The organism is Pseudomonas sp. HN2-3 (assembly GCF_020691745.1).
Lineage (GTDB): Bacteria > Pseudomonadota > Gammaproteobacteria > Pseudomonadales > Pseudomonadaceae > Aquipseudomonas > Aquipseudomonas capeferrum.
Genome location: NZ_CP085704.1, coordinates 4,838,516 through 4,858,555, shown reverse-complemented (window position 1 = coordinate 4,858,555; position 20,040 = coordinate 4,838,516). Strand labels below are relative to the sequence as shown.

Here is a 20,040-nt window from a genome sequence, read left to right as displayed (position 1 = left end):
GCCTCTGTAGGAGCGGCCTTGTGTCGCGATGGGGCGCAAAGCGCCCCCGTTTTTCGACATTAACCGTTTTATCTAGGAGCGCTCTAATGGCTGTTGGTCTTGGTCCTTTGCCCACCCTGCACCCGGTTCCGGGTTTTGAACTCGGCATCGCTTCTGCCGGCATCAAGCGCCCTGGGCGCAAGGATGTGGTGGTCATGCGCTGTGCCGAAGGCTCCAGCGTCGCTGGCGTGTTCACCCTCAACGCCTTTTGCGCCGCTCCGGTTATCCTCTCCAAGCAGCGCGTTCAGGGCACTGTGCGTTACCTGCTGACCAACACCGGCAACGCCAACGCCGGTACCGGTGCACCTGGCCTGGCCGCTGCCGAGCGCACCTGCGCCAAGCTCGCCGAGCTGACCGGCGTGCCGGCCGAGTCGGTACTGCCATTTTCCACCGGTGTGATCGGCGAGCCGCTGCCAGTCGAGAAGATCGAAGGCGCCCTGCAGGCCGCCCTGGACGACCTGTCGGAAAACAACTGGGCTGAAGCCGCCACCGGCATCATGACCACCGACACCGTGCCCAAGGGTGCCAGCCGCCAGTTCCAGCACGATGGCGTGACCGTCACCGTTACCGGCATCAGCAAAGGCGCCGGCATGATCCGCCCGAACATGGCCACCATGCTCGGCTACATCGCCACCGACGCCAAGGTCGCACCCCAAGTGCTCAAGGACCTGATGCTCGATGGCGCCAACAAGTCGTTCAACCGCATCACCATCGATGGCGACACCTCGACCAACGACTGCTGCATGCTGATCGCCACCGGCAAGGCCAACCTGCCGGAAGTCACCGAAGCCAGCGGTGCGCTGTTCGAAGCCCTGAAAAAGGCCGTATTCGAAGTGTGCATGGACGTGGCCCAGGCCATCGTCCGTGACGGCGAAGGCGCCACCAAGTTCGTCACCGTGCAGGTCAACGGCGGGGGTAACCATCAGGAATGCCTGGACGTCGGTTACGCCGTGGCTCACTCGCCGCTGATCAAGACCGCGCTGTTCGCCTCCGACCCCAACTGGGGCCGCATCCTGGCGGCCGTTGGCCGTGCCGGCGTGCCGGCGCTGGATGTCAGCCTGATCGACGTCTACCTGGACAACGTCTGCATCGCCAGCCAGGGCGGCCGTAGCCCTAGCTATACCGAGGCACAGGGTTCGGCGGTAATGGCCCAGGAAGAGATCACCATCCGCATCGAGCTGGGCCGCGGTGCGTGTAGCGAAACCATCTGGACCACCGACCTGTCCCACGAGTACGTGAAGATCAACGCCGAATACCGCACCTGATGCATGTGGGGCCGCATGCGGCCCCATAACCCCAGACAAATGGAGCCGAACCATGAGCTACCACCTGATCATCGGCGACAAGTTGCATTCCTCCTGGTCGCTACGCGGCGCCCTGGCCCTTGAGCTGGCTGGCGTTGCCTACGAAGAAACCCTGATCAAACTCAACCAGCCCGACACCCGCCAACGCCTGCTCGCTTACTCGGCCACCGGCAAGGTGCCATTGCTCAAGACCGAGCACGGTGTGATCGCCGACTCGCTGGCTATCGCCGAATACCTCAACGAACGCCACCCAGAGGCCCAGCTGTGGCCTGCCGATGTCGCTGCCCGTGCTCAGGCCCGTTCGGCCTGCGCGCAGATGCACAGTGGCTTCTTCGCCCTGCGCGGGGCGATGCCGTTCGACCTGGCCCGTGATGAAGCCCTGGAGAACGTGCCGCTGGACGTGCAGGTCGATATCGACCGTATCGTCGCGCTGTGGTCCGAGTGCCGCTTGGTTGCCAAAGACAGTGGGCCGTTCCTGTTCGGCAAGCCGACCTTGGCCGACGCCTACTTCGCCCCGGTGGCTGTGCGCTTGCGCACCTACCGCGTTGAGGTGCCTGCAGAGGCGGCAACGTACATCGAGACCATTTACCAGTGGCCGGCCTTCAAGGCTTGGCAACAGGCTGGCCTGGCGGAGCGCGCAGGGTGAAACGTATTCATGTAGTGGCCGCAGTGATCCGCGGCGCCGATGGCCGCATTCTTATCGCGCGACGAGCTGATACCCAGCACCAGGGCGGCCTTTGGGAATTCCCGGGCGGCAAGGTGGAAGAGGGCGAGAGCGTCGAAGCGGCGCTGGCCCGCGAGCTTCGTGAGGAGCTGGGTATCGAAGTGACCCGTTCACGGGCGCTGATCAAGGTCAGCCACGATTACCCGGACAAGCAGGTGTTGCTGGATGTTCGCGAGGTCGAGGCATTCACCGGCGAGCCCCATGGTGCCGAGGGCCAGCCGTTGGCCTGGGTAACACCCCGCGAACTGCCGCAGTACGACTTCCCCGAGGCCAACAAGCCGATTGTCGCCGCCGCGCGCCTGCCGGACCAGTATCTGATCACCCCCGATGGCCTTGAAGTGCCTGAGATGCTCAAGGGCATCCAGAAGGCGGTCGCCAGCGGCATACGCCTGATTCAGTTGCGCGCGCCGGACATGTACGACCCCAAGTACCGCGACGTGGCGGTGGATGCGGTTGGCTTGTGTGGCGGCAAGGCCCAACTGATGCTCAAGGGGCCGCTGGAGTGGCTGGGCGATTTCCCGTCTGCGGGTTGGCACCTGACGGCCGCACAGCTGCGCAAGTATGCGGCCAAGGGGCGGCCATTCCCTGAGCACCGTTGGTTGGCGGCGTCCTGCCACAGTGCAGAAGAGCTGGCCCTGGCGGAACAGATGGGGGTCGACTTCGTCACCCTGTCACCGGTGCAGGCGACGCAGACGCACCCTGAGGCCGTGCCGCTGGGCTGGGATGAGGCGCAACGGTTGATTGCGGGCTTCAGCCGGCCGGTGTTCTTGCTGGGTGGTGTCGGGCCGGGTGAGCGTGAGCGCGCTTGGGAATTCGGCGCGCAAGGCGTTGCCGGGATTCGGGCGTTCTGGCCTGAGATTTGAGTCGCCAGTACTGGGGCCGCTTTGCGGCCCATTCGCGGGGCAAGCCCGCTCCCACACGAGGATCGCGCAGTACCTGTGGGAGTGGGCTTGCCCTGCCCTGGCGCTCTCAGCCTTGAGGCTTTTCTGCGGGTTGCCACAGCACCTCGGCAACCCCCTGCCGGCGGCCAATGATCCGCGCTGCCACGAACAATAGATCCGACAGCCGATTGATATACGCCAACCCCACCCCCTCCAGTGGTTCCACTGCGTTCAACTGCTGGCAGCGGCGCTCTGCGCTGCGCGCCAGGCAACGGCACACATGCGCCTGCGCCACCAAGGCCGAGCCACTGGGCAGGATGAAGTTCTTCAGCGGCCCCAGCTCCTCGTTCCATACATCGATTGCCGCTTCCAGCCGCTGCACTTCGGCCAGGTTCAAGGCTTGGTAACTGGGCATCGCCAGTTCGCCACCGAGGTCGAACAAGCGGTGCTGACAAGGCGCCAGTACCTCGCTGACCTCAGCCAGCCCTTGCTCATTTAGCCCTGCCAGCAGCAGCCCCAGCTGGCTGTTGAGGCTGTCCACCTCGCCAATCGCTTCAATGCGTGGGTGGTCCTTGGGCACCCGACGGCCGTCGCCCAGGCCGGTTTCGCCCTGGTCGCCAGTGCGGGTGTAGATCTTCGACAGGCGGTAGCCCATGTCATGCCTCCGTGGTGTTCGGTGCCGTCGCTGCCGGCTGGCCGAGGGGCAGGCGCAGGGTGAAGCACGTGCCCTGGCCGGGCGTGGACTGCACCTCCATCTGCCCCTTGTGGTTGTTGGTGATGATGAAATACGAGACCGAAAGGCCCAGGCCGGTGCCCTGGCCGATCTCCTTGGTGGTGAAAAACGGCTCGAAGGTGCGCTTGCGCACGGCTTCGGGCATGCCCACGCCGTTGTCCTCGACTTGGATTTCGGCCCAGGGCGGGTTGAGCCGGGTGCGCAGGGTGATGCGCCCAGGCTCGCTGGCTTGCGGGCGCAGGTGAATGGCCTGGGCAGCGTTTTTCAGCAGGTTGAGCAGCACCTGTTCCAGCTCGTTGGCGGTGCACGGCACCGGCCCGAGGTGTGGGTCGAACTGGCGCACGATGGCCTGGCCCTTGAAGTCGAAACCGATGGCCAGGTCGAAGTCGTTGCTGGCGATCTCCAAGGCCTGGTCGATCAGTGCCGGCAGGTCGCAAGGTGCCAGCTGGCGATTGCTGCGGCGGCTGAAACTGAGCATGTGGGTGACGATCTTGGCGGCCCGCGCACCGGCCTGCTGAATCCCGTCGAGCAGCTGCGGTACTTCGCGGCTGTCCAGGTAGCGGTTGACGGTGGGCAGGTCGATGCCCAGCTCTTCGGCCTGCTCCTGGTTGCGCGGTAACTCCGGTGACAGGCGCCGACGGATATTCTGCACATTATGCAAAATGGCCCCCAGCGGGTTGTTGATCTCGTGGGCCATGCCGGCGGCCAAGCCACCTACCGAGAGCATTTTCTCTGACTGCACCATCATCTCTTCCAGGGACAGGCGCTGGGTGATGTCGTCGATCCGGATCACCACCCCGCGGCCGCCACCGCCCATCAGTGGATAGAAGGTCAGGGCGTAGTGGCGCAGTTCATCGCCCTTGGGCCAGGTGACGCGCTCGATTTTCGCCACCCGGTGTTTTTCCACGGTTTCCTTGAGCTGCGGCAAGAACGGCTTGAGCGGCTCGAAGGCGATGAAGATCGGCTGGTTCAGGGCCTCGTCCAGCGGCGTCCCGGAGAGCACGGTCGCCTCGTGGTTCCACTGGGTGACGTAGAGCTGCTCGTCGAGGGCGATCAGGGCCGAGGGCATGGAGTCGATGATGCTGTTGAGGTAATTCTGAAAGCCTGTGAGCTTTTTCTCGATCTTGCTGCGCACCTGGACTTCCAGCTCCAGCTTGCGGTTGGTGTGACGCGTTTCTTCGGCCAGGCCCTGGGCTTGGTCATAGGCGGTCTGGAATTCATCGCGGGTGCGCTTGAGCTGCTGCTCGCGGGCTTCGATGCGCGAGAGCATGGTATTGAACGCCTCGGCCAGGCTGCCGATTTCGTCGTCGTTGCCGCGCCGGGCACGCAGGGCGTAGCTCTCTTCGCGGGTGACCTGGCGGCTGAGTTCTTCGAGCTGGTTGATCGGCTGGGTGATCAAGCGCTTGATTTGCCGGGCCACGACGATCCACAGCAGGATACTGAACACCAGGATGCCCAGGCTGGCGCTGAGCGTGCCGGTGTAGAAGGCGGTGGGCAGTTCGCTGCTGGCCACCAGTAGCAGGTGTGCGGGTGGGTTGGCGTCGCGCGGGATACGTATCAGCTGCGTGCTGCGAAACTCCATCAGGCGCCAGCCGTCGATGTCGCGAAAGCGCCTGGGCAGTGCCAACGGTTCGCCGTGCTGGAGTTGTGCCAGCATGCGGCCATCGCCGCCGTACACCGCCGCCGCGCGTAATGGCGTGTAGCTGTCCAGCTCTTTGAGCAGGGCGCTGGCGGTTTCCGGGGTGTCGCCTGCCCGGGTCGCCAGCTGTGGGTTGGACACCAGCCGGCCGATGGTCTGCAGGGCCTGCGGCGCCATGCTTTCCTGGGTGATCCAGTAGGCGGCGCTGATGAAGGTCAGGTTGGCCACCAGCAGAATGGTCACCAACAGCACCAGCAGGGCCGCCAGCAGCTTTTGCCCGACCGGGAGGTTTTCCAGGCGTTGGCGCAGGGTCATGGGCAAGGCAATGTCCGTCTCCGGTTGAAAGGGCCAGCGTCAGGCGCTGGGTAAGCCACGTGCCTGCAGGTTATCGACCAGGCGCCGGTGCAGGCGTTCCAGCTGCGGTAGCTGCAGGCCATGGCGATCGGCAGCGCGGCAGGCGTGGCCGAGCAGGTAATGGACCTCGGTTCGCCGCCCGGCTCGCACGTCCTGATACATGGAAGAGTAGTTGGCGGCGGTGGCGAGGATCACCCGTTGCACTTCTTCGTCCAGGTCCTCGGCAGCCTGGGGTTGGCCACAGCGACGCAGCAGTTCGGCCAGCTCGTCGCACAGGGCAGTCACTTCGCCCAGGTGCTCCAGCAGGCCGCCGTTGCGGCACTCGTGCAGCACCGTCAGCGGGTTGATCGCGCAATTGAGCGCCAGCTTGCGCCACAGGCGGGTGAGGATATCCACGGTCCATTCGGCCGGGATGCCGGCGTCGTGCAGGTCATCGAACCATTCCGGGAGCGCCGGCGTCAGCGGGTCACCCAGCCAGTTGAAGCCATGGCCGGCGAAGCGCACTTGCCAGTCGTCCTCGCGAAAAGCCCCTTCGGTACTGGAGGCGAAGATGCAACGGGCATGGGGGACCTGGTCGGCGACTTCGTCCTGGCTGCCGAGGCCGTTCTGCAGCAGCACCAGCTCGGCGCCGTCGGCCAGCCTGGGGGCCAGGCGCGCGATGGCCGGTGCGGCGTCATACGCCTTGCAGGCCACCAGCAGCCGGTGGATCGGGCCGTCGCCCTCGGCGGTTTCGGCGGGGATCGCGTAGTGGTTGGCGGTGTCCTGTTCGTGCAACGTCAGGCCGCCTACCTGCTGATAGGCCTGCAGTCGTTGCGCGTCGCGCAGGATCAAGCGTACCGCCTTGCCCGCGCGCGCCAGGCGGCAAGCCCAGAGGCTGCCCAGGCTACCCGCGCCGAGAATATGCCAGGTGCTGCTCATATGCGTTTCGCAACCCGTTATAATGAGTCCGCATTTTAACCGTCTAACTCAGCGTGCTCCATCTTCAGGCCGAGCGCGCTTTTATTTTTGGAGAAAAACCATGCCTTCGTTCGACGTGGTATCGGAACTGGACAAGCACGAAGTGCAGAACGCTGTAGACAACGCCGTCAAGGAACTCGACCGCCGTTATGACCTCAAGGGCAAGGGCAACTTCGAGTTCAAGGACAAGGACCAGACCGTGCTGCTGACCGCCGAAGCCGAATTCCAGCTCGAGGCGATGATCGAGATCCTGCGCGGTGCGCTGGTCAAGCGCAAGATCGACGTCAAATGCCTGGAAACCAAGGACGCCTACCCGTCCGGCAAGGAAATGAAACAGGAAGCCAAATTCCGCGAGGGCATCGACAAGGAGCTGGCGAAGAAGATCGTCGCTCACATCAAGGATGCCAAGCTCAAGGTTCAGGCCGCCATCCAGGGTGAGCAGGTGCGTGTCACCGGCAAGAAGCGTGACGACCTGCAAGAGGCGATCGCCGCCCTGCGCGCCAAGGAATTCGACATGCCGCTGCAGTTCAACAACTTCCGCGATTGATCGGGGCGTTGCCAGGAACCTCGATGGCGCAATGATGTCCATGGGGGCCGTGGCCGCGGAAATGCCCGCGGCCAGTTTTACCGTGCACATGCCGTTCGGCATCAGGAGATGAACATGGATTTGAACGCTGAAGTCGATCAGCTGGTCCGCCAATCGCAGACCTGGATCCCCTTGATCATGGAATACGGCAGCCGGGTGTGCCTGGCGTTGCTGACCCTGGCCATCGGCTGGTGGATCGTCAACAAGCTCAGCGCGCGCCTGGGCAAGCTGGTCGGCCTGCGCAACGCCGACCTGGCGCTGCAGGGGTTCATCAGCACCCTGGCCAATATCATCCTGAAGATTCTGCTGTTCGTCAGCGTGGCGTCGATGATCGGCATCGAGACCACCTCCTTCGTCGCCGCTATCGGTGCCGCGGGCCTGGCCATCGGCCTGGCCTTGCAGGGCAGCCTGGCGAATTTCGCCGGTGGCGTGCTGATCTTGATGTTCCGCCCGTTCCGCATTGGTGACTGGATCGAGGCGCAGGGTGTCAGTGGCACCGTGGACAGCATTCAGATCTTCCACACCGTGCTGCGCACGGGTGACAACAAGACGGTGATCATGCCCAACGGCAGCTTGTCCAACGGCATCATCACCAACACCAACCGCCAGCCGACCCGCAAGGTGGTATTCGACGTGGGCGTGGATTACGACGCCGACCTGCAAAAGGCGCGTAATGTGCTGCTGGAACTGGCCCAGGACCCACGTGTGCTGGCCGACCCGGCGCCGCAGGCAGTGATTTCGACGCTGGGCGACAGCTCGATCACCGTGTCGCTGCGCATCTGGACCAAGACCTCGGACTACTGGGATGTGATGTTCATGCTCAACGAGCATGCCCGTGACCGGTTGAAGGCCGAGGGTATCGACATTCCGTTTCCGCAGCGGGTGATTCGTGTGGTGCAGGAGACGGCCACGCAGTAAGCAACGCTTCAAGGCTGGGGCGTGCAGCGGCCCCAGCTTTTTCCGCGCCTATTACACTTGTTCACAGCCAAGCCCTGCCATTTCTGGCATACAGGCTGACCCCACCTGTTCCCGCTGAAATTCACCATGAAACCACTGCTGTACATCACCCCCCTCCGAGCCCTGTTGTTCGGCCTGACCCTGGCCCTGTTCGAGTTGCTCACCTACCTGGCCAGCGATGCTGTGATGCCGGCCATGCCCGTGGTGGTCGGCGACCTCGATGCCAGCCCCGAATACATCCCCCACGCCCTGAACCTGTACCTGCTCGGTGGCGTGGTGCTGCAGTGGTTGATTGGCCCCCTGGCCGACCGCTACGGCCGCCGCCCGCTGCTGTTGGGCGGTTGCGTGTTCTTCGGCGTGGCGTGCCTGGCGACGTTCTGGGTGCACGATATTGGCCTGTTCAACCTGCTGCGCCTGTTGCAGGGCATTGGCCTGGGCTTTGTCGTCACGGTCAGCTACCCGGCCTTGAACGAGGCGTTCAGCGAAGCCGACGCAGTACGCATGATGGCCTTGCTGGCCAACATTGCCCTGCTGTCGCCGCTGCTCGGCCCCCTGGTGGGCACCTTGCTGCTGCAATGGCTGGACTGGCGCTGGCTGTTCGTGGCCTTTGCCATCGGTGCGGTGCTGGCCTGGGTGCTGTTGTACCGGTTGATGCCGGAAACACTGGGCGTGGAGCGGCGCGACGGTTCGCGGCTGCCCTTTACGCCGATCCATTTGCTGCCGTTGTTGTCTGGCTACGGCCAGCTGCTGGCCAACCGTCGCTTTGTCGCCGGTAGCGCCGCCCTGGGCTTGGTCGGCCTGCCCTTGATTGGCTGGATCGGCCTGTCGCCGGTGCTGCTCATCCATGACGAAGGGTTGAGCACGATGGAATATGCGCTATGGCAGCTGCCGGTGTTTGGCGGGCTGATTCTCGGCAACCTGATCATCAACCGTATTGCCGACCGTTACTCGCTGCCAGCCCTGGTGCGTGGCGCATTGTGGCCCTACCTGGCGGGCCTGTCGCTGATGGTGCTGGCGACTTGGTACTGGCCAAGCGTGACCAGCGTGGTGGCCGGCATGTCGCTGTATGCCCTGGGGCTGGGGGTGGCCAACGCCGTGCTGTACCGCATGACGCTGTTTGCCAGCGATCAGAGCAAAGGGCTGGTCTCGGCCATGCTGGGGATGATCACCATTGCCTTGCTGGGCCTGGGCGGGGCAGTCATGGCGATGATCGGGGCGGGTGCCAGTTTGCTGCACTTTGCCTTGGCGGCCAGTGTGGCGGGGGCGCTGGCGCTCTGGCCGTTGTGGTTCGTTGTGGGTGGGCGGTCTGGGGAAGGCGCCGTAGCCCAGTAGCATTCGTCGCCTGTACCGCCTCTGCGGGCGCGGGTTCACCCGCGAAGAGGCCGGTACAGGCGGCGAGGTACCCTCAGGGCCGTTCGGCCGCTGGGTTCTCCTCGGGCACCGGTTTGCCGGGCCCGGCTTCCTGACGCCACTGCAGGGCGATCAGAATCAGCGTCGGCACGCCCAGCAGGGCAGTGATCAGGAAGAAGTCGTGGTAACCGAACTTCTCCACCATGACCCCCGAGTAGCCGCCGATCAGCCGTGGCAGCAACAGCATGATCGAGCTGAGCAGCGCGTACTGGGTGGCCGAAAACTTCAGGTTGGTCAGGCTAGACAGGTAGGCGACGAACGCCGAGGTGGCCATGCCGGAGCTGAAGTTGTCCAGCGAGATGGTGACCACCAGCATGTCCAGGTTCGGGCCCATGTCGGCCAGCATCAGGAACAGAATGTTGGTCGCCGCCGAGGCCACGCCACCGATGAACAGGATCGGCATGATGCCGAAACGCACGATCAGCAGGCCGCCGACACCGGCACCGACCAAGGTCATGATCAGGCCGAAGATCTTGCTGACGCTGGCGATCTGGTCCTTGGTGAAGCCCATGTCGATATAGAACACGTTGGCCATCACGCCCATGACCGTGTCCGACATGCGATAGGTGGCGATCAGCCCCAGCAGCAGCAGGGCCTGCCAGCGGTAGCGGGCAATGAAGTCGTTGACCGGGGTCAGCACCGGGGCAAGGCCGCGACGGCCCATGGTCGACAGGCACGCCCAGGTCAGCAGCACGTACAGAATCAGGCGCAGGAAGGCGCGGTCTTCCAGCAGCAGGTCCAGTGGGGTGGCGTCACCGAAGATCACGCTGGCCCAGTCGGTATTGAACAGTTGGGTGAAGCTGGCAGGCACCGACACCAACAGCAAGATCAGCACGAATACCGACGCCAGCTGGTGGACCAGGCCATAACGCGCCGCCGACAGCTGGGTACGCAGCGGCACCGAGGGTTCACGCATGACCAGGGTGGTGAACAGCGCGGGCAGCATCAGCAGGGCGAACATGATGTAGGTGCCGGCCCAGGCCTTGTGCAGGTAGCTGAACCCGGTGGAGCCGAACCATTCGGCGAAGAACAGCGCGCCTGCCGTGGCCAGCAGGGCCGCTACCCGGTAGCCGGCCATGTAGCTGGCGGCGAGGGCGGCCTGACGCTGGTCATCGGCAATTTCCAGGCGATAGGCATCGACGGCGATGTCCTGGGTAGCCGAGGCAAACGCCACGAGAACGGCCATGGCAATCAGCCACGACAGGTGTTGCTGCGGGTCGCACAGGCTCATGCCGACCAACCCGACCACCACCAGCGCCTGGGACAGCAGCAGCCATGAGCGGCGGCGCCCCAGGCCACCAAGCAGTGGCAGGCGCCATTGATCGAGCAGCGGCGACCAGACCCATTTGAAGGCATAGGCCAGGCCGATCAGGCTCGCGTAACCAATGGTCTCACGGGCCACACCGGCTTCGCGCAGCCATACCGAAAGGGTCGAGAACACCAGCATGTAGGGCAGGCCGGCGGCAAAGCCGAGCAGCAGCAGTACCAGGGTTGACGGGCTGGCATAGGCAGCAAGCGCAGCGCGCCAGGTTTTACGGGGCATGGGCCAACATCTGCCTCAAGTTTTCGAAAACAAAGCGCGCACTCTAACCGCTGTGCTCCATCGGGCGCCAGCCATGGCGCGTCATATCCACACGATTATTGGTTACATTCACGCCTTCTGCGCGCAACCGCGCCCGTTGTTCGTCGCCTGACGGCGTGCCCAATGCCAGGCTCAGGCGCCCGCCCGCACCGAGTACCCGGTGCCAGGGCAGGCGGGTATCGCCTGGCAGTTGCCCGAGGGTGCGCCCAACCCAACGTGCCGCGCGGCCAAGGCCGGCTAGCTCGGCAAGCTGGCCGTAGCTGACCACCTTGCCCGCGGGCACTTGCCCGAGCACCGAATACAGCGCCGTTCGTCGGGCTTGTGGTGTTTCCAGTGTGTGCCCGTATGCCTCAGACATCAGTGACCCCGTGGCTTGTGGATGAAACCGGACCAGCGGCGAGGCAAATGCGAGTTGAACTCAACGGCATGTGCTCGGTCTTTCCTTGCTCTGGTTGTCCGTATCTGGATAATGCCCGGCTTTTTCGACGAATCGAACCCGTAGTCCGCCTATGTATTCTAGATCCCTGTTGTGCCTGTTAGCTGCCTCCCTGTGCACCGCGCCCGCGTTTGCCGACACCGTGTGGATGAAGAACGGTGACCGCCTGAGCGGCAAGATCAAAGTCTTCGATGGCGGCAAGCTGCTGCTGGAGACCCCCTATGGCGGGTCTATCGCGCTGGACTGGAAAGAAGTCCAGACCCTGGAAAGCGACCAGGAAATGCTGGTCAAGCAGGATGCCTACAGCGGTGAGCGGGCCAAGTCGTTGAAAGCCGCCGAAGCCGGCAAGGTCACCCTGGCCAACGGCGAGGCGCCCAAGACCGTCGACCTGGCCAGCATCGAGCAGATCATGAAGCCCAAGCCGGTGGTCGAGGACCTGGTCTGGAAAGGCAACGTCGACGTCGCCCTGGACTACAAGCGTGCCGAGAATGACACCGACGACTACGACGTCAGCTTCAAGACCACCGCCCGCCATGGCCGCTGGCGCCACAACGCCGAGGGCGAGTACAACCGCGAGACCAAGGACGACGTCACCACCACCGACAACTGGAGTGCCGAGTACGCCCTTGACCGCTTCATTACCGAGAAGTGGTTCTGGCAGGGCCGCATGGAGTACAAGCGCGACCGCATCGAGGACCTGGCCCGCCAGCGCACCGTGGGTACCGGCCCGGGCTACCAGTTCTGGGACGACGAGCTGGGCGCGTTCTCGCTGGGTTCGCTGATCAACCGTACCGACTTCGAATACCAGGACGGCGCCAAGGACAACTTCTATGCCGCGGCGGTCAAGTGGGACTACACCCGCTACCTGATCGGCAAGAATGTGCAGCTGTTCACCAATGGCGAAGTCGCCAAGCCGCTGGGCAGCGTGGCCAACTACTCGCTGGATGCCGAAATCGGCTTGCGCTACAAGGTCACCGAATGGGCCTCGCTCAACCTCAAGGCAGAGAAGGACATCATCAGCGGTACACGTGACAGTGACCTGGACAAAACCCGTTACACCGCAGGCTTTGGCGTGACCTGGTAAAGACGCGATCCGTGTAGGCGTCAGCGGCTCCTGTGGCGGCGGCGGGTGATAATGCTTATCTTGTCACCCATCCAGTCCGCTGCCAGGAGCGCCCTTCGTGAGTACCAATGCCATCCGCCCCGCCCGGGAACTGCTGCTCAAGGAATACCGCGGCGTGCTCTCGACCCACTCCAAGTCCATGCCCGGCTTCCCGTTCGGCTCGGTCGTGCCGTATTGCCTGGATGCACAGGGCAACCCGCTAATCCTTATCAGCCGCATTGCCCAACACACCCACAACCTGCAAAAAGACCCCAAGTGCTCGCTGCTGGTTGGTGAACGTGAAGCAGAGGATGTTCAGGCAGTCGGCCGCCTGACGGTCATGGCCGAGGCGCACAAGCTGGTGGACGAAGCTGCCATCGAAGCCGCCGCCGAGCGCTATTACCGCTACTTCCCCGACGCCGGCAACTACCACAAGGCCCACGACTTCGACTTCTGGGTGTTGCAGCCGGTGCGTCACCGCTACATCGGTGGTTTTGGCGCCATCCACTGGCTTGACCAGGTGACCTTGGCCAACCCATTCGCCGGCAAGGCCGAAGCGAGCATGATCGAGCATATGAACAGCGATCACGCCAAGGCCATTGCCCACTACGTCCAACTGACCGAGCTGCCACGCTCTGTGCCTGCGCACATGGTCGGTATCGACAGCGAGGGCATGCACCTGCGCATTGGCCAGGCGGTCCATTGGCTGGCGTTCCCGAGCCCATGCAATACGCCGACACAAGTGCGCGAAGCCCTGGTTTTGCTGGCGCACGCCGACCAGTGGCCGGTTGCGGCTGAAGTCGAGGGTTGAAATTGGAAGCTTGCGCATCCATCTGAGGTCTTATTGGGAGGTTCTCTTCCGTCGAGGAATCTTTGATGCGTGCTTTTCTACTGCTGTTTTTGCTGTTTCCTGTGCTGGAGCTGTTCGTCTTCGTCAAGGTCAGCGCGGCGATCGGGTTTTTCCCCGCACTGCTGCTGATCATCGCCGGTTCCGCGCTGGGTGTGCTGGTTATGCGGGTGGCCGGGCTGGCCACCGCACTGCGTGCCCGTGAAAGCCTGCAGCGCGGCGAACTGCCCGCTGAGGACATGTTCCAGGGTTTGATGATGGCGGTGGGTGGCGGCCTGCTGTTGCTGCCGGGCTTCATCAGTGACGTGCTGGGCCTGATTTGCCTGTTGCCATTCACCCGTCACCTGGCCGCGCGCAAGATGCGCCAGCGTGCCGAGGAGCAGGCCCTGCGCCAGCGGGCGTTTCAGGACGATCCGTTCCAGGCGCAGCCGCCTCGTGACGCCGGCCACCGGCCGAATGTGATCGAGGGCGAATACGAGCGTCGCGACAAGTAACCTGCCGGGGCCGCTTCGCGGCCCCTGTTGTTTTCACGTTATGCCTTTGATGAAAATTTTTACGTATCAAGCCTTGTAATTGCATATGGCGGCCTCATGTATGGGTCACCGCAAGGTTTCTGGTGGCAACACCAGACATGACTCAGGTGGTCCGCCCTGCGCGGGCCACCCCCGGCAACGCCGGACCGCATCAACCCGCCGGTGTCGATACCGGCCGATGAAAACCACAATTTGGGAGAGATCGACAATGAAGCTTCGTCCTCTGCATGACCGCGTAGTCATCCGTCGCAGCGAAGAAGAATCGAAAACCGCTGGCGGTATCGTCCTGCCGGGTTCGGCCGCTGAAAAACCTAACCGCGGCGAAATTGTTGCCGTCGGCACCGGTCGCATCCTGGAAAATGGCGAAGTGCGTGCGCTGGCCGTGAAAGTGGGTGACAAAGTGGTTTTCGGCCCTTACTCGGGCAGCAACACCGTGAAAGTCGATGGCGAAGACCTGCTGGTAATGGCCGAGAACGAGATTCTCGCCGTTATCGAAGGCTGATTTCCCCGACTTCCCGTTATTCCAAAGCATTTCAAGGATTAAACGATCATGGCTGCTAAAGACGTAAAATTCGGCGATTCCGCCCGTAAGAAAATGCTGGTTGGTGTCAACGTTCTGGCTGACGCGGTAAAAGCGACCCTGGGCCCGAAAGGCCGCAACGTGGTCCTGGCCAAGAGCTTCGGCGCACCGACCATCACCAAGGACGGCGTTTCCGTTGCCAAAGAGATCGAGCTGAAAGACGCGTTCGAGAACATGGGCGCCCAGCTGGTCAAGGAAGTCGCTTCCAAGGCCAACGATGCAGCCGGTGACGGCACCACCACCGCTACCGTTCTGGCTCAGTCCATCGTCAACGAAGGCCTGAAAGCCGTCGCTGCCGGCATGAACCCGATGGACCTGAAGCGCGGTATCGACAAGGCTACCGCCGCTGTCGTCGCCGAGCTGAAAAACCTGTCCAAGCCATGCGCCGACTCCAAGGCCATCGCTCAGGTAGGCACCATCTCCGCCAACTCCGACAGCTCCATCGGTGAAATCATCGCCGAAGCCATGGAAAAAGTCGGTAAAGAAGGCGTGATCACCGTTGAAGAAGGCTCGGGCCTGGAAAACGAACTGTCTGTCGTTGAAGGCATGCAGTTCGACCGTGGCTACCTGTCGCCGTACTTCGTCAACAAGCCGGACACCATGGTTGCCGAGCTGGAAGGCCCGCTGCTGCTGCTGGTCGACAAGAAGATCTCCAACATCCGCGAGCTGCTGCCAGTACTGGAAGCCGTTGCCAAAGCCGGCCGTCCGCTGCTGATCGTTGCAGAAGACGTTGAAGGCGAAGCGCTGGCTACCCTGGTAGTCAACAACATGCGCGGCATCGTCAAGGTTGCTGCGGTCAAGGCACCGGGCTTCGGCGACCGTCGCAAGGCCATGCTGCAGGACATCGCTGTCCTGACCGGCGGCCAGGTCATCTCCGAAGAAATCGGCCTGTCCCTGGAAACCGCTACCCTGGAGCACCTGGGTAACGCCAAGCGCGTCATCCTGTCCAAGGAAAACACCACCATCATCGACGGCGCTGGCGCCGACACCGAGATCGAAGCACGCGTCAAGCAGATCCGTGCCCAGATCGAAGAGACTTCCTCGGACTACGACCGTGAGAAGCTGCAAGAGCGTCTGGCCAAACTGGCTGGCGGTGTTGCCGTGATCAAGGTCGGTGCTGGCACCGAAGTCGAGATGAAAGAGAAGAAAGCACGCGTTGAAGACGCCCTGCACGCTACCCGTGCAGCCGTTGAAGAAGGCGTGGTGCCTGGCGGTGGTGTTGCCCTGGTACGTGCTCTGAACGCTATCGTTGACCTCAAAGGTGACAACGAAGACCAGAACGTCGGTATCGCACTGCTGCGTCGCGCTGTTGAATCGCCGCTGCGTCAGATCACTGCCAACGCCGGCGACGAGCCAAGCGTTGTGGCCGACAAGGTCAAGCAGGGTTCGGGCAACTTCGGTTACAACGCTGCTACCGGTGAGTACGGCGACATGATCGAGATGGGCATCCTGGACCCAGCCAAGGTCACCCGTTCGGCACTGCAAGCTGCTGCTTCGATTGGCGGTCTGATGATCACCACCGAAGCCATGATTGCTGATGCTCCGAGCGACGCTCCAGCTGGCGGCGGTATGCCAGACATGGGCGGCATGGGTGGCATGGGCGGCATGATGTAAGCCAGCCTTACCCCCTAGCAGCATGAAAAAGCCCCGGCTCGCGAGAGCCGGGGCTTTTTCGTTCTTCTGCGGCCCCTCACTCAGGCAACGCGGCGCTCAGCGGCAGGCGCCTCGACCATGCCCCGCCGATACAGAACCAGGTAGTACGAGCCCAACCCGATCAACCAGCAGAACACCGCGGTCCACACGTTGTGCGACAGAAAGTGGGCGCCCTGCATCATCCGCCCAACCGACAACACTGAACCGGCCACCACTGCTACCACCAATGCCACCCGGGCCAGGCGCGGGCGACGGTCGCGCAGCGCGAAGAACAGCGCAAACAGGCAAAAACCGGTCGCGGCATGCCCGCCTGGCCAGCACAGCCCGGGCTTGTCGGTAGCGGGCCGCGCCTCCAGCAGCTTGCTGTAGGTTTCCTTGCCGCCGAACTGGCTCAGGCTCCACGGGCACTGTACCTGGGTGACCTTTTTAAGCGGTGTGACGAACGCTGTGGACAAACTCAACGCCAGCACCAGGCAGCCCAGTTCTCGGCGCCAGCCAAACAAGCGTTTCCAGAAGAAACTCAGGGCAAATGTCAGCAACGCCAGCAAGCCCAGCAGGATCACCGCCTGCTTGACCCCGTCATGCAGCACGTTCTCCAGCCAGTAGCTGTGGCGCCCGATGAATTGCCCGGCGGCCGGGTCGAAGAACAGGTTGGCCACGTCCATGTCGACCGAGGTCAGCTCAAGCAGGACCAAGGCCACTGCCGTCACCAGCGGGATGCCCAGGTACACCCAGAGGTTGATCGGGCGAGGGCGGCTACGTTCGTGCATGACGACTCCAGGGCGCAAAAAAGATCGGGCATTATCGAGTGGCCGCTATCCTGTGTCCGTGAAGGATCAGTGAAAAAACTGTCAACGGCGGCGAATTTCGCCTGGGGGTGGCACAGTGCAGGCATTGGCCTTAAGCTGCGCCTGCCGCGCACCACAGCGAAGCGCCGCACAGGAGACCCCGATGCGCATTCTATTGGTTGAAGACAACCGCGATATCCTTGCCAACCTGGCTGATTACCTGGGCATGAAAGGCTACACCGTCGACTGCGCCCAGGACGGCCTGTCAGGTTTGCACCTGGCGGCCACCGAGCATTACGACCTGATCGTGCTCGACATCATGCTGCCCGGCATCGATGGCTACACCCTGTGCAAGCGCCTGCGCGAAGACGCCCGGCGTGACACCCCGGTGATCATGCTCACCGCCCGCGATCAACTGGACGACCGCCTGCAAGGCTTCCGCTCCGGGGCCGACGATTACCTGCTCAAGCCCTTTGCCCTGTCGGAGCTGGCCGCCCGCATCGAAGCGGTGCTGCGCCGCGCCCAGGGCGGAGGCCGCCGCACCTTGCAGGTCGCCGACCTCAGCTACGACCTCGACACCCTCGAAGTCACGCGTCAGGGGCGCCTGCTCAAGCTCAACCCGGTCGGCCTCAAGCTGCTTGCCGTGCTGATGCAGAAAAGCCCGCACGTGCTGCGTCGCGAGGTACTGGAAGAAGCCCTGTGGGGCGACGACTGCCCAGACAGCGACAGCCTGCGCAGCCATGTGCACCAGTTGCGCCAGGTGATCGACAAACCGTTCGAAAAACCGCTGCTGCATACCGTCCATGGCGTCGGCTATCGCCTCGCCGAGGGCCGCGATGGAGTTTAAGCAAAGCCTTGCCCAGCGCATCATCATCGCCTTTGCGTTAATGAGCGCGCTGGTCGCCGGGGCCTTCGCCTTCGGCATCGTCGCCACCGTGCACCTGGTTGAAGAGCGGCTGATTTCCACGGTGCTGGGGGGCGACCTGCAGCGCCTGTTGCGCATGGACAGTGTGAGCGACTGGAGCCATCGACCGCGCCCTGACCAGCTGTTCTATTTCAGCGGCGGGCGTGATGATTTCGAGTTGCCCAAAGACTTGCGTCATCTCGACAGCGGCTTCCATGAGGTGTTTCGCGATCAGCTGTCGTACCACGCGATGGTCGAGATCGTCGACGGTCGCCGTTATGTGTTATTGCAGGATCAGAGCGATTTCGAAGAGCGCGAGCGCGTGCTGTTTGCTGTGGTGGTCGTGGGCTTTCTGCTCAGCCTGGTGCTGGCCGTCATCCTTGGCTGGCTGGTGGCGCGCAGGGTGATGGCGCCGGTGATCCGCCTGGCGCGTCAGGTACGCCATCGTGACCAGCTGCTCGGCCTGGCGCCGCCCTTGGCGCCCGATTATGCGGCAGACGAAGTCGGCCAGTTGGCCGTTGCCTTCGACGACACGCTGGGCCGTCTGCGCGATGCCTTGACCCGCGAGCGGCTGTTCACCAGCGACGTCAGCCACGAACTGCGCACGCCGTTGATGGTGCTGGCCACGTCGTGCGAACTGCTGATGGAAAACCAGACACTGGACCCGCGTGCGCGCAGCCAGGTCGAGCGGGTCGCCCGGGCTACCGAGGAGATGCGCGAACTGGTCAAGACCTTCCTGATGCTGGCCCGTGCCCAGCGCGACGAGGGCGCCGTGGCCTCGAAGGCAACCCTGCGCGAGGTGGCCGACGAACTCACCGGCGTGTGGCGCGATACCATCGAGCAGAAAGGGCTCACCCTCTATTTCGATGGTCGAGTCAGCGCCAGCCCGGTGCTGTACAACGCTACCTTCCTGCAGTCGGTGATGGGCAACCTGCTGCGTAACGCCGCGCACTACACCGACAGCGGTTACATTCGCCTGAGCCTTGAAGCCAATGGGTTCAGCGTGGAAGACAGTGGTGTAGGCATTCCGGAAGAGCAGCGCGAGGCGATGTTCAAACCCTTCGTGCGCGGCGCCGAACGGCGGGGCGAAGGGCTGGGCTTGGGCCTGTCACTGGTGCAGCGCATCTGTGACGACCAGGGCTGGCGGGTCACCCTGACATCGACCTTGCCGCACGGCTGCCGCTTCCAGGTGGACCTCAGCAAAAGTGTGGAGGTGGGTGACCCTTCGTCGCTCATTGGGTAATGTTTGGTAATACCTCCCGAAAGGACTAACACTTTTTTCACATTGGCATAACCTGATTCCAACGCTTGCTTTCCTAAAGTGGGCGTACTGGAGTCAGGAGATGCCCAATGCGTAGCCCCATCAAGCTTGAATTTTCCGAAAAATACGACCAAGAACACGCGCGCGAATATTTTCTCAAGCATCAGGATGGCCTGGCACGTCGCCTTTCCCACAAACGTGACGAGCAGTTGGCGCGTCGCGCCCTGGCCTTGGCCGGTGAGCCGGGCCTGGTGCTGGACCTGCCCTGCGGTGCGGGGCGCTTCTGGCCGCTGCTGGCGGAAAAACCCAACCGGGTGATCATCGGTGCCGACAACTCCGAGGCGATGATCGAGACAGCCTGTGCCGCGCAACCGCCAGAGGTAGTCGCACGGGTACGGCCCTTGCAGACGTCAGCGTTCGCCATCGACCTGCCGGACAATTCGGTCGACAGCATTTTTTGCATGCGGTTGTTCCACCACATTGGCGAAGCCGCCCACAGAAAGACGATTCTTTCGGAATTTCAACGGGTTAGCCGTGATAGTGTGATCCTGTCGCTGTGGGTTGATGGCAACTTCAAGGCTTGGCGCCGGAAAAAGCTCGAGCAGCGCCGTAGCGCCAAGACTGAGCAGGACAATTACCAGAACCGTTTCGTGTTACCAGCGGATACGGTCGAAGAAGAATTCAAGGCAGCCGGCTTCAGAATTCAGGAACGCTTGGACTTCCTGCCGTTCTATGCCATGTGGCGAGTCTATGTATTGCGCAAGGGGTAG

The 20,040-nt window shown here is 63.0% G+C and carries 20 protein-coding genes; 14 read left to right on the top strand and 6 right to left on the bottom strand.

What is annotated here, in order from left to right; all coding sequences use genetic code 11:
• Positions 1 to 86: 86 nt before the first annotated feature.
• The 3 genes from argJ to LJX93_RS22015 are packed head-to-tail and all read left to right on the top strand — an operon-like array spanning position 87 to position 2,930.
• The gene (gene argJ / locus LJX93_RS22025) at positions 87 to 1,304 is read left to right on the top strand and encodes a bifunctional glutamate N-acetyltransferase/amino-acid acetyltransferase ArgJ (RefSeq protein ID WP_227696417.1); all 1,218 of its coding nucleotides are present in this window, start codon (positions 87 to 89) and stop codon (positions 1,302 to 1,304) included.
• A gap of 52 nt (positions 1,305 to 1,356) precedes the next feature.
• Positions 1,357 to 1,989, top strand: a complete 633-nt coding sequence (locus tag LJX93_RS22020) for a glutathione S-transferase family protein (protein ID WP_033702823.1) — start codon at positions 1,357 to 1,359, stop codon at positions 1,987 to 1,989.
• Complete coding sequence (locus tag LJX93_RS22015) at positions 1,986 to 2,930, top strand: Nudix family hydrolase (RefSeq protein ID WP_033702822.1); 945 nt, start codon at positions 1,986 to 1,988, stop codon at positions 2,928 to 2,930. The genes LJX93_RS22020 and LJX93_RS22015 overlap by 4 nt, the downstream gene beginning before the upstream one ends.
• A 106-nt stretch (positions 2,931 to 3,036) precedes the next feature.
• On the opposite strand, the gene LJX93_RS22010 is transcribed toward LJX93_RS22015, so the two are convergent.
• From LJX93_RS22010 to LJX93_RS22000, 3 genes are read right to left on the bottom strand one after another with little or no spacing between them, the layout of a single operon-like run.
• On the bottom strand, positions 3,037 to 3,603 hold the full coding sequence (locus LJX93_RS22010) for a cob(I)yrinic acid a,c-diamide adenosyltransferase (RefSeq protein ID WP_033702821.1): 567 nt from the start codon (positions 3,601 to 3,603) through the stop codon (positions 3,037 to 3,039).
• 1 nt (position 3,604) lies between these two features.
• The gene (locus tag LJX93_RS22005; RefSeq protein WP_227696416.1) at positions 3,605 to 5,635 is read right to left on the bottom strand and encodes an ATP-binding protein; all 2,031 of its coding nucleotides are present in this window, start codon (positions 5,633 to 5,635) and stop codon (positions 3,605 to 3,607) included.
• Positions 5,636 to 5,674: 39 nt separating this feature from the next.
• Complete coding sequence (locus LJX93_RS22000; RefSeq protein ID WP_033702819.1) at positions 5,675 to 6,592, bottom strand: putative 2-dehydropantoate 2-reductase; 918 nt, start codon at positions 6,590 to 6,592, stop codon at positions 5,675 to 5,677.
• Positions 6,593 to 6,692: 100 nt separating this feature from the next.
• On the opposite strand from LJX93_RS22000, the gene LJX93_RS21995 reads away from it, so the two are divergent.
• The 3 genes from LJX93_RS21995 (at position 6,693) to LJX93_RS21985 (ending at position 9,506) form a co-directional block, all read left to right on the top strand.
• Complete coding sequence (locus LJX93_RS21995; protein WP_033702818.1) at positions 6,693 to 7,178, top strand: YajQ family cyclic di-GMP-binding protein; 486 nt, start codon at positions 6,693 to 6,695, stop codon at positions 7,176 to 7,178.
• A gap of 114 nt (positions 7,179 to 7,292) precedes the next feature.
• Entirely contained in the window at positions 7,293 to 8,135 is an 843-nt protein-coding gene (locus LJX93_RS21990) for a mechanosensitive ion channel family protein (protein WP_033702817.1), read from the top strand.
• A 126-nt stretch (positions 8,136 to 8,261) separates the two neighbouring features.
• Complete coding sequence (locus LJX93_RS21985) at positions 8,262 to 9,506, top strand: MFS transporter (protein WP_033702816.1); 1,245 nt, start codon at positions 8,262 to 8,264, stop codon at positions 9,504 to 9,506.
• Positions 9,507 to 9,579: 73 nt separating this feature from the next.
• Here LJX93_RS21985 and LJX93_RS21980 read toward each other — a convergent pair whose 3' ends face one another.
• A complete protein-coding gene (locus tag LJX93_RS21980; protein WP_033702815.1) occupies positions 9,580 to 11,127 on the bottom strand; it encodes an AmpG family muropeptide MFS transporter in 1,548 nt (515 codons plus the stop codon).
• Positions 11,128 to 11,170: 43 nt separating this feature from the next.
• Positions 11,171 to 11,524 carry an MGMT family protein gene (locus LJX93_RS21975; protein ID WP_033702814.1) on the bottom strand — a complete coding sequence of 118 codons (354 nt, stop codon included), beginning with the start codon at positions 11,522 to 11,524 and terminating at the stop codon, positions 11,171 to 11,173.
• A 151-nt stretch (positions 11,525 to 11,675) separates the two neighbouring features.
• Here LJX93_RS21975 and LJX93_RS21970 point away from each other — a divergent pair, with 151 nt between their 5' ends.
• The 5 genes from LJX93_RS21970 (at position 11,676) to groL (ending at position 16,278) form a co-directional block, all read left to right on the top strand.
• Positions 11,676 to 12,686, top strand: a complete 1,011-nt coding sequence (locus tag LJX93_RS21970) for a DUF481 domain-containing protein (RefSeq protein WP_033702813.1) — start codon at positions 11,676 to 11,678, stop codon at positions 12,684 to 12,686.
• 97 nt (positions 12,687 to 12,783) lie between these two features.
• On the top strand, positions 12,784 to 13,515 hold the full coding sequence (locus tag LJX93_RS21965) for a HugZ family protein (RefSeq protein WP_033702812.1): 732 nt from the start codon (positions 12,784 to 12,786) through the stop codon (positions 13,513 to 13,515).
• A 65-nt stretch (positions 13,516 to 13,580) separates the two neighbouring features.
• On the top strand, positions 13,581 to 14,045 hold the full coding sequence (locus tag LJX93_RS21960; protein WP_033702811.1) for an FxsA family protein: 465 nt from the start codon (positions 13,581 to 13,583) through the stop codon (positions 14,043 to 14,045).
• Between the two features lie 247 nt (positions 14,046 to 14,292).
• Positions 14,293 to 14,586 (top strand): co-chaperone GroES, encoded by a 294-nt coding sequence (locus tag LJX93_RS21955; RefSeq protein WP_033702810.1) that lies wholly within the window; start codon positions 14,293 to 14,295, stop codon positions 14,584 to 14,586.
• A 48-nt stretch (positions 14,587 to 14,634) separates the two neighbouring features.
• Positions 14,635 to 16,278, top strand: a complete 1,644-nt coding sequence (groL, locus tag LJX93_RS21950; protein WP_033702809.1) for a chaperonin GroEL — start codon at positions 14,635 to 14,637, stop codon at positions 16,276 to 16,278.
• A gap of 80 nt (positions 16,279 to 16,358) precedes the next feature.
• Here the strand turns inward: groL and LJX93_RS21945 are convergent, their stop codons facing one another.
• Positions 16,359 to 17,087 carry a phosphatase PAP2 family protein gene (locus LJX93_RS21945; protein ID WP_033702808.1) on the bottom strand — a complete coding sequence of 243 codons (729 nt, stop codon included), beginning with the start codon at positions 17,085 to 17,087 and terminating at the stop codon, positions 16,359 to 16,361.
• Between the two features lie 181 nt (positions 17,088 to 17,268).
• On the opposite strand from LJX93_RS21945, the gene colR reads away from it, so the two are divergent.
• The 3 genes from colR (at position 17,269) to LJX93_RS21930 (ending at position 20,040) form a co-directional block, all read left to right on the top strand.
• Positions 17,269 to 17,952, top strand: a complete 684-nt coding sequence (gene colR, locus LJX93_RS21940) for a two-component system response regulator ColR (protein ID WP_003255215.1) — start codon at positions 17,269 to 17,271, stop codon at positions 17,950 to 17,952.
• A complete protein-coding gene (locus LJX93_RS21935) occupies positions 17,942 to 19,252 on the top strand; it encodes a sensor histidine kinase (RefSeq protein ID WP_033702807.1) in 1,311 nt (436 codons plus the stop codon). Before colR ends, LJX93_RS21935 begins: the two co-directional genes overlap by 11 nt.
• Before the next feature lie 107 nt (positions 19,253 to 19,359).
• On the top strand, positions 19,360 to 20,040 hold the full coding sequence (locus LJX93_RS21930) for a class I SAM-dependent methyltransferase (RefSeq protein ID WP_033702806.1): 681 nt from the start codon (positions 19,360 to 19,362) through the stop codon (positions 20,038 to 20,040).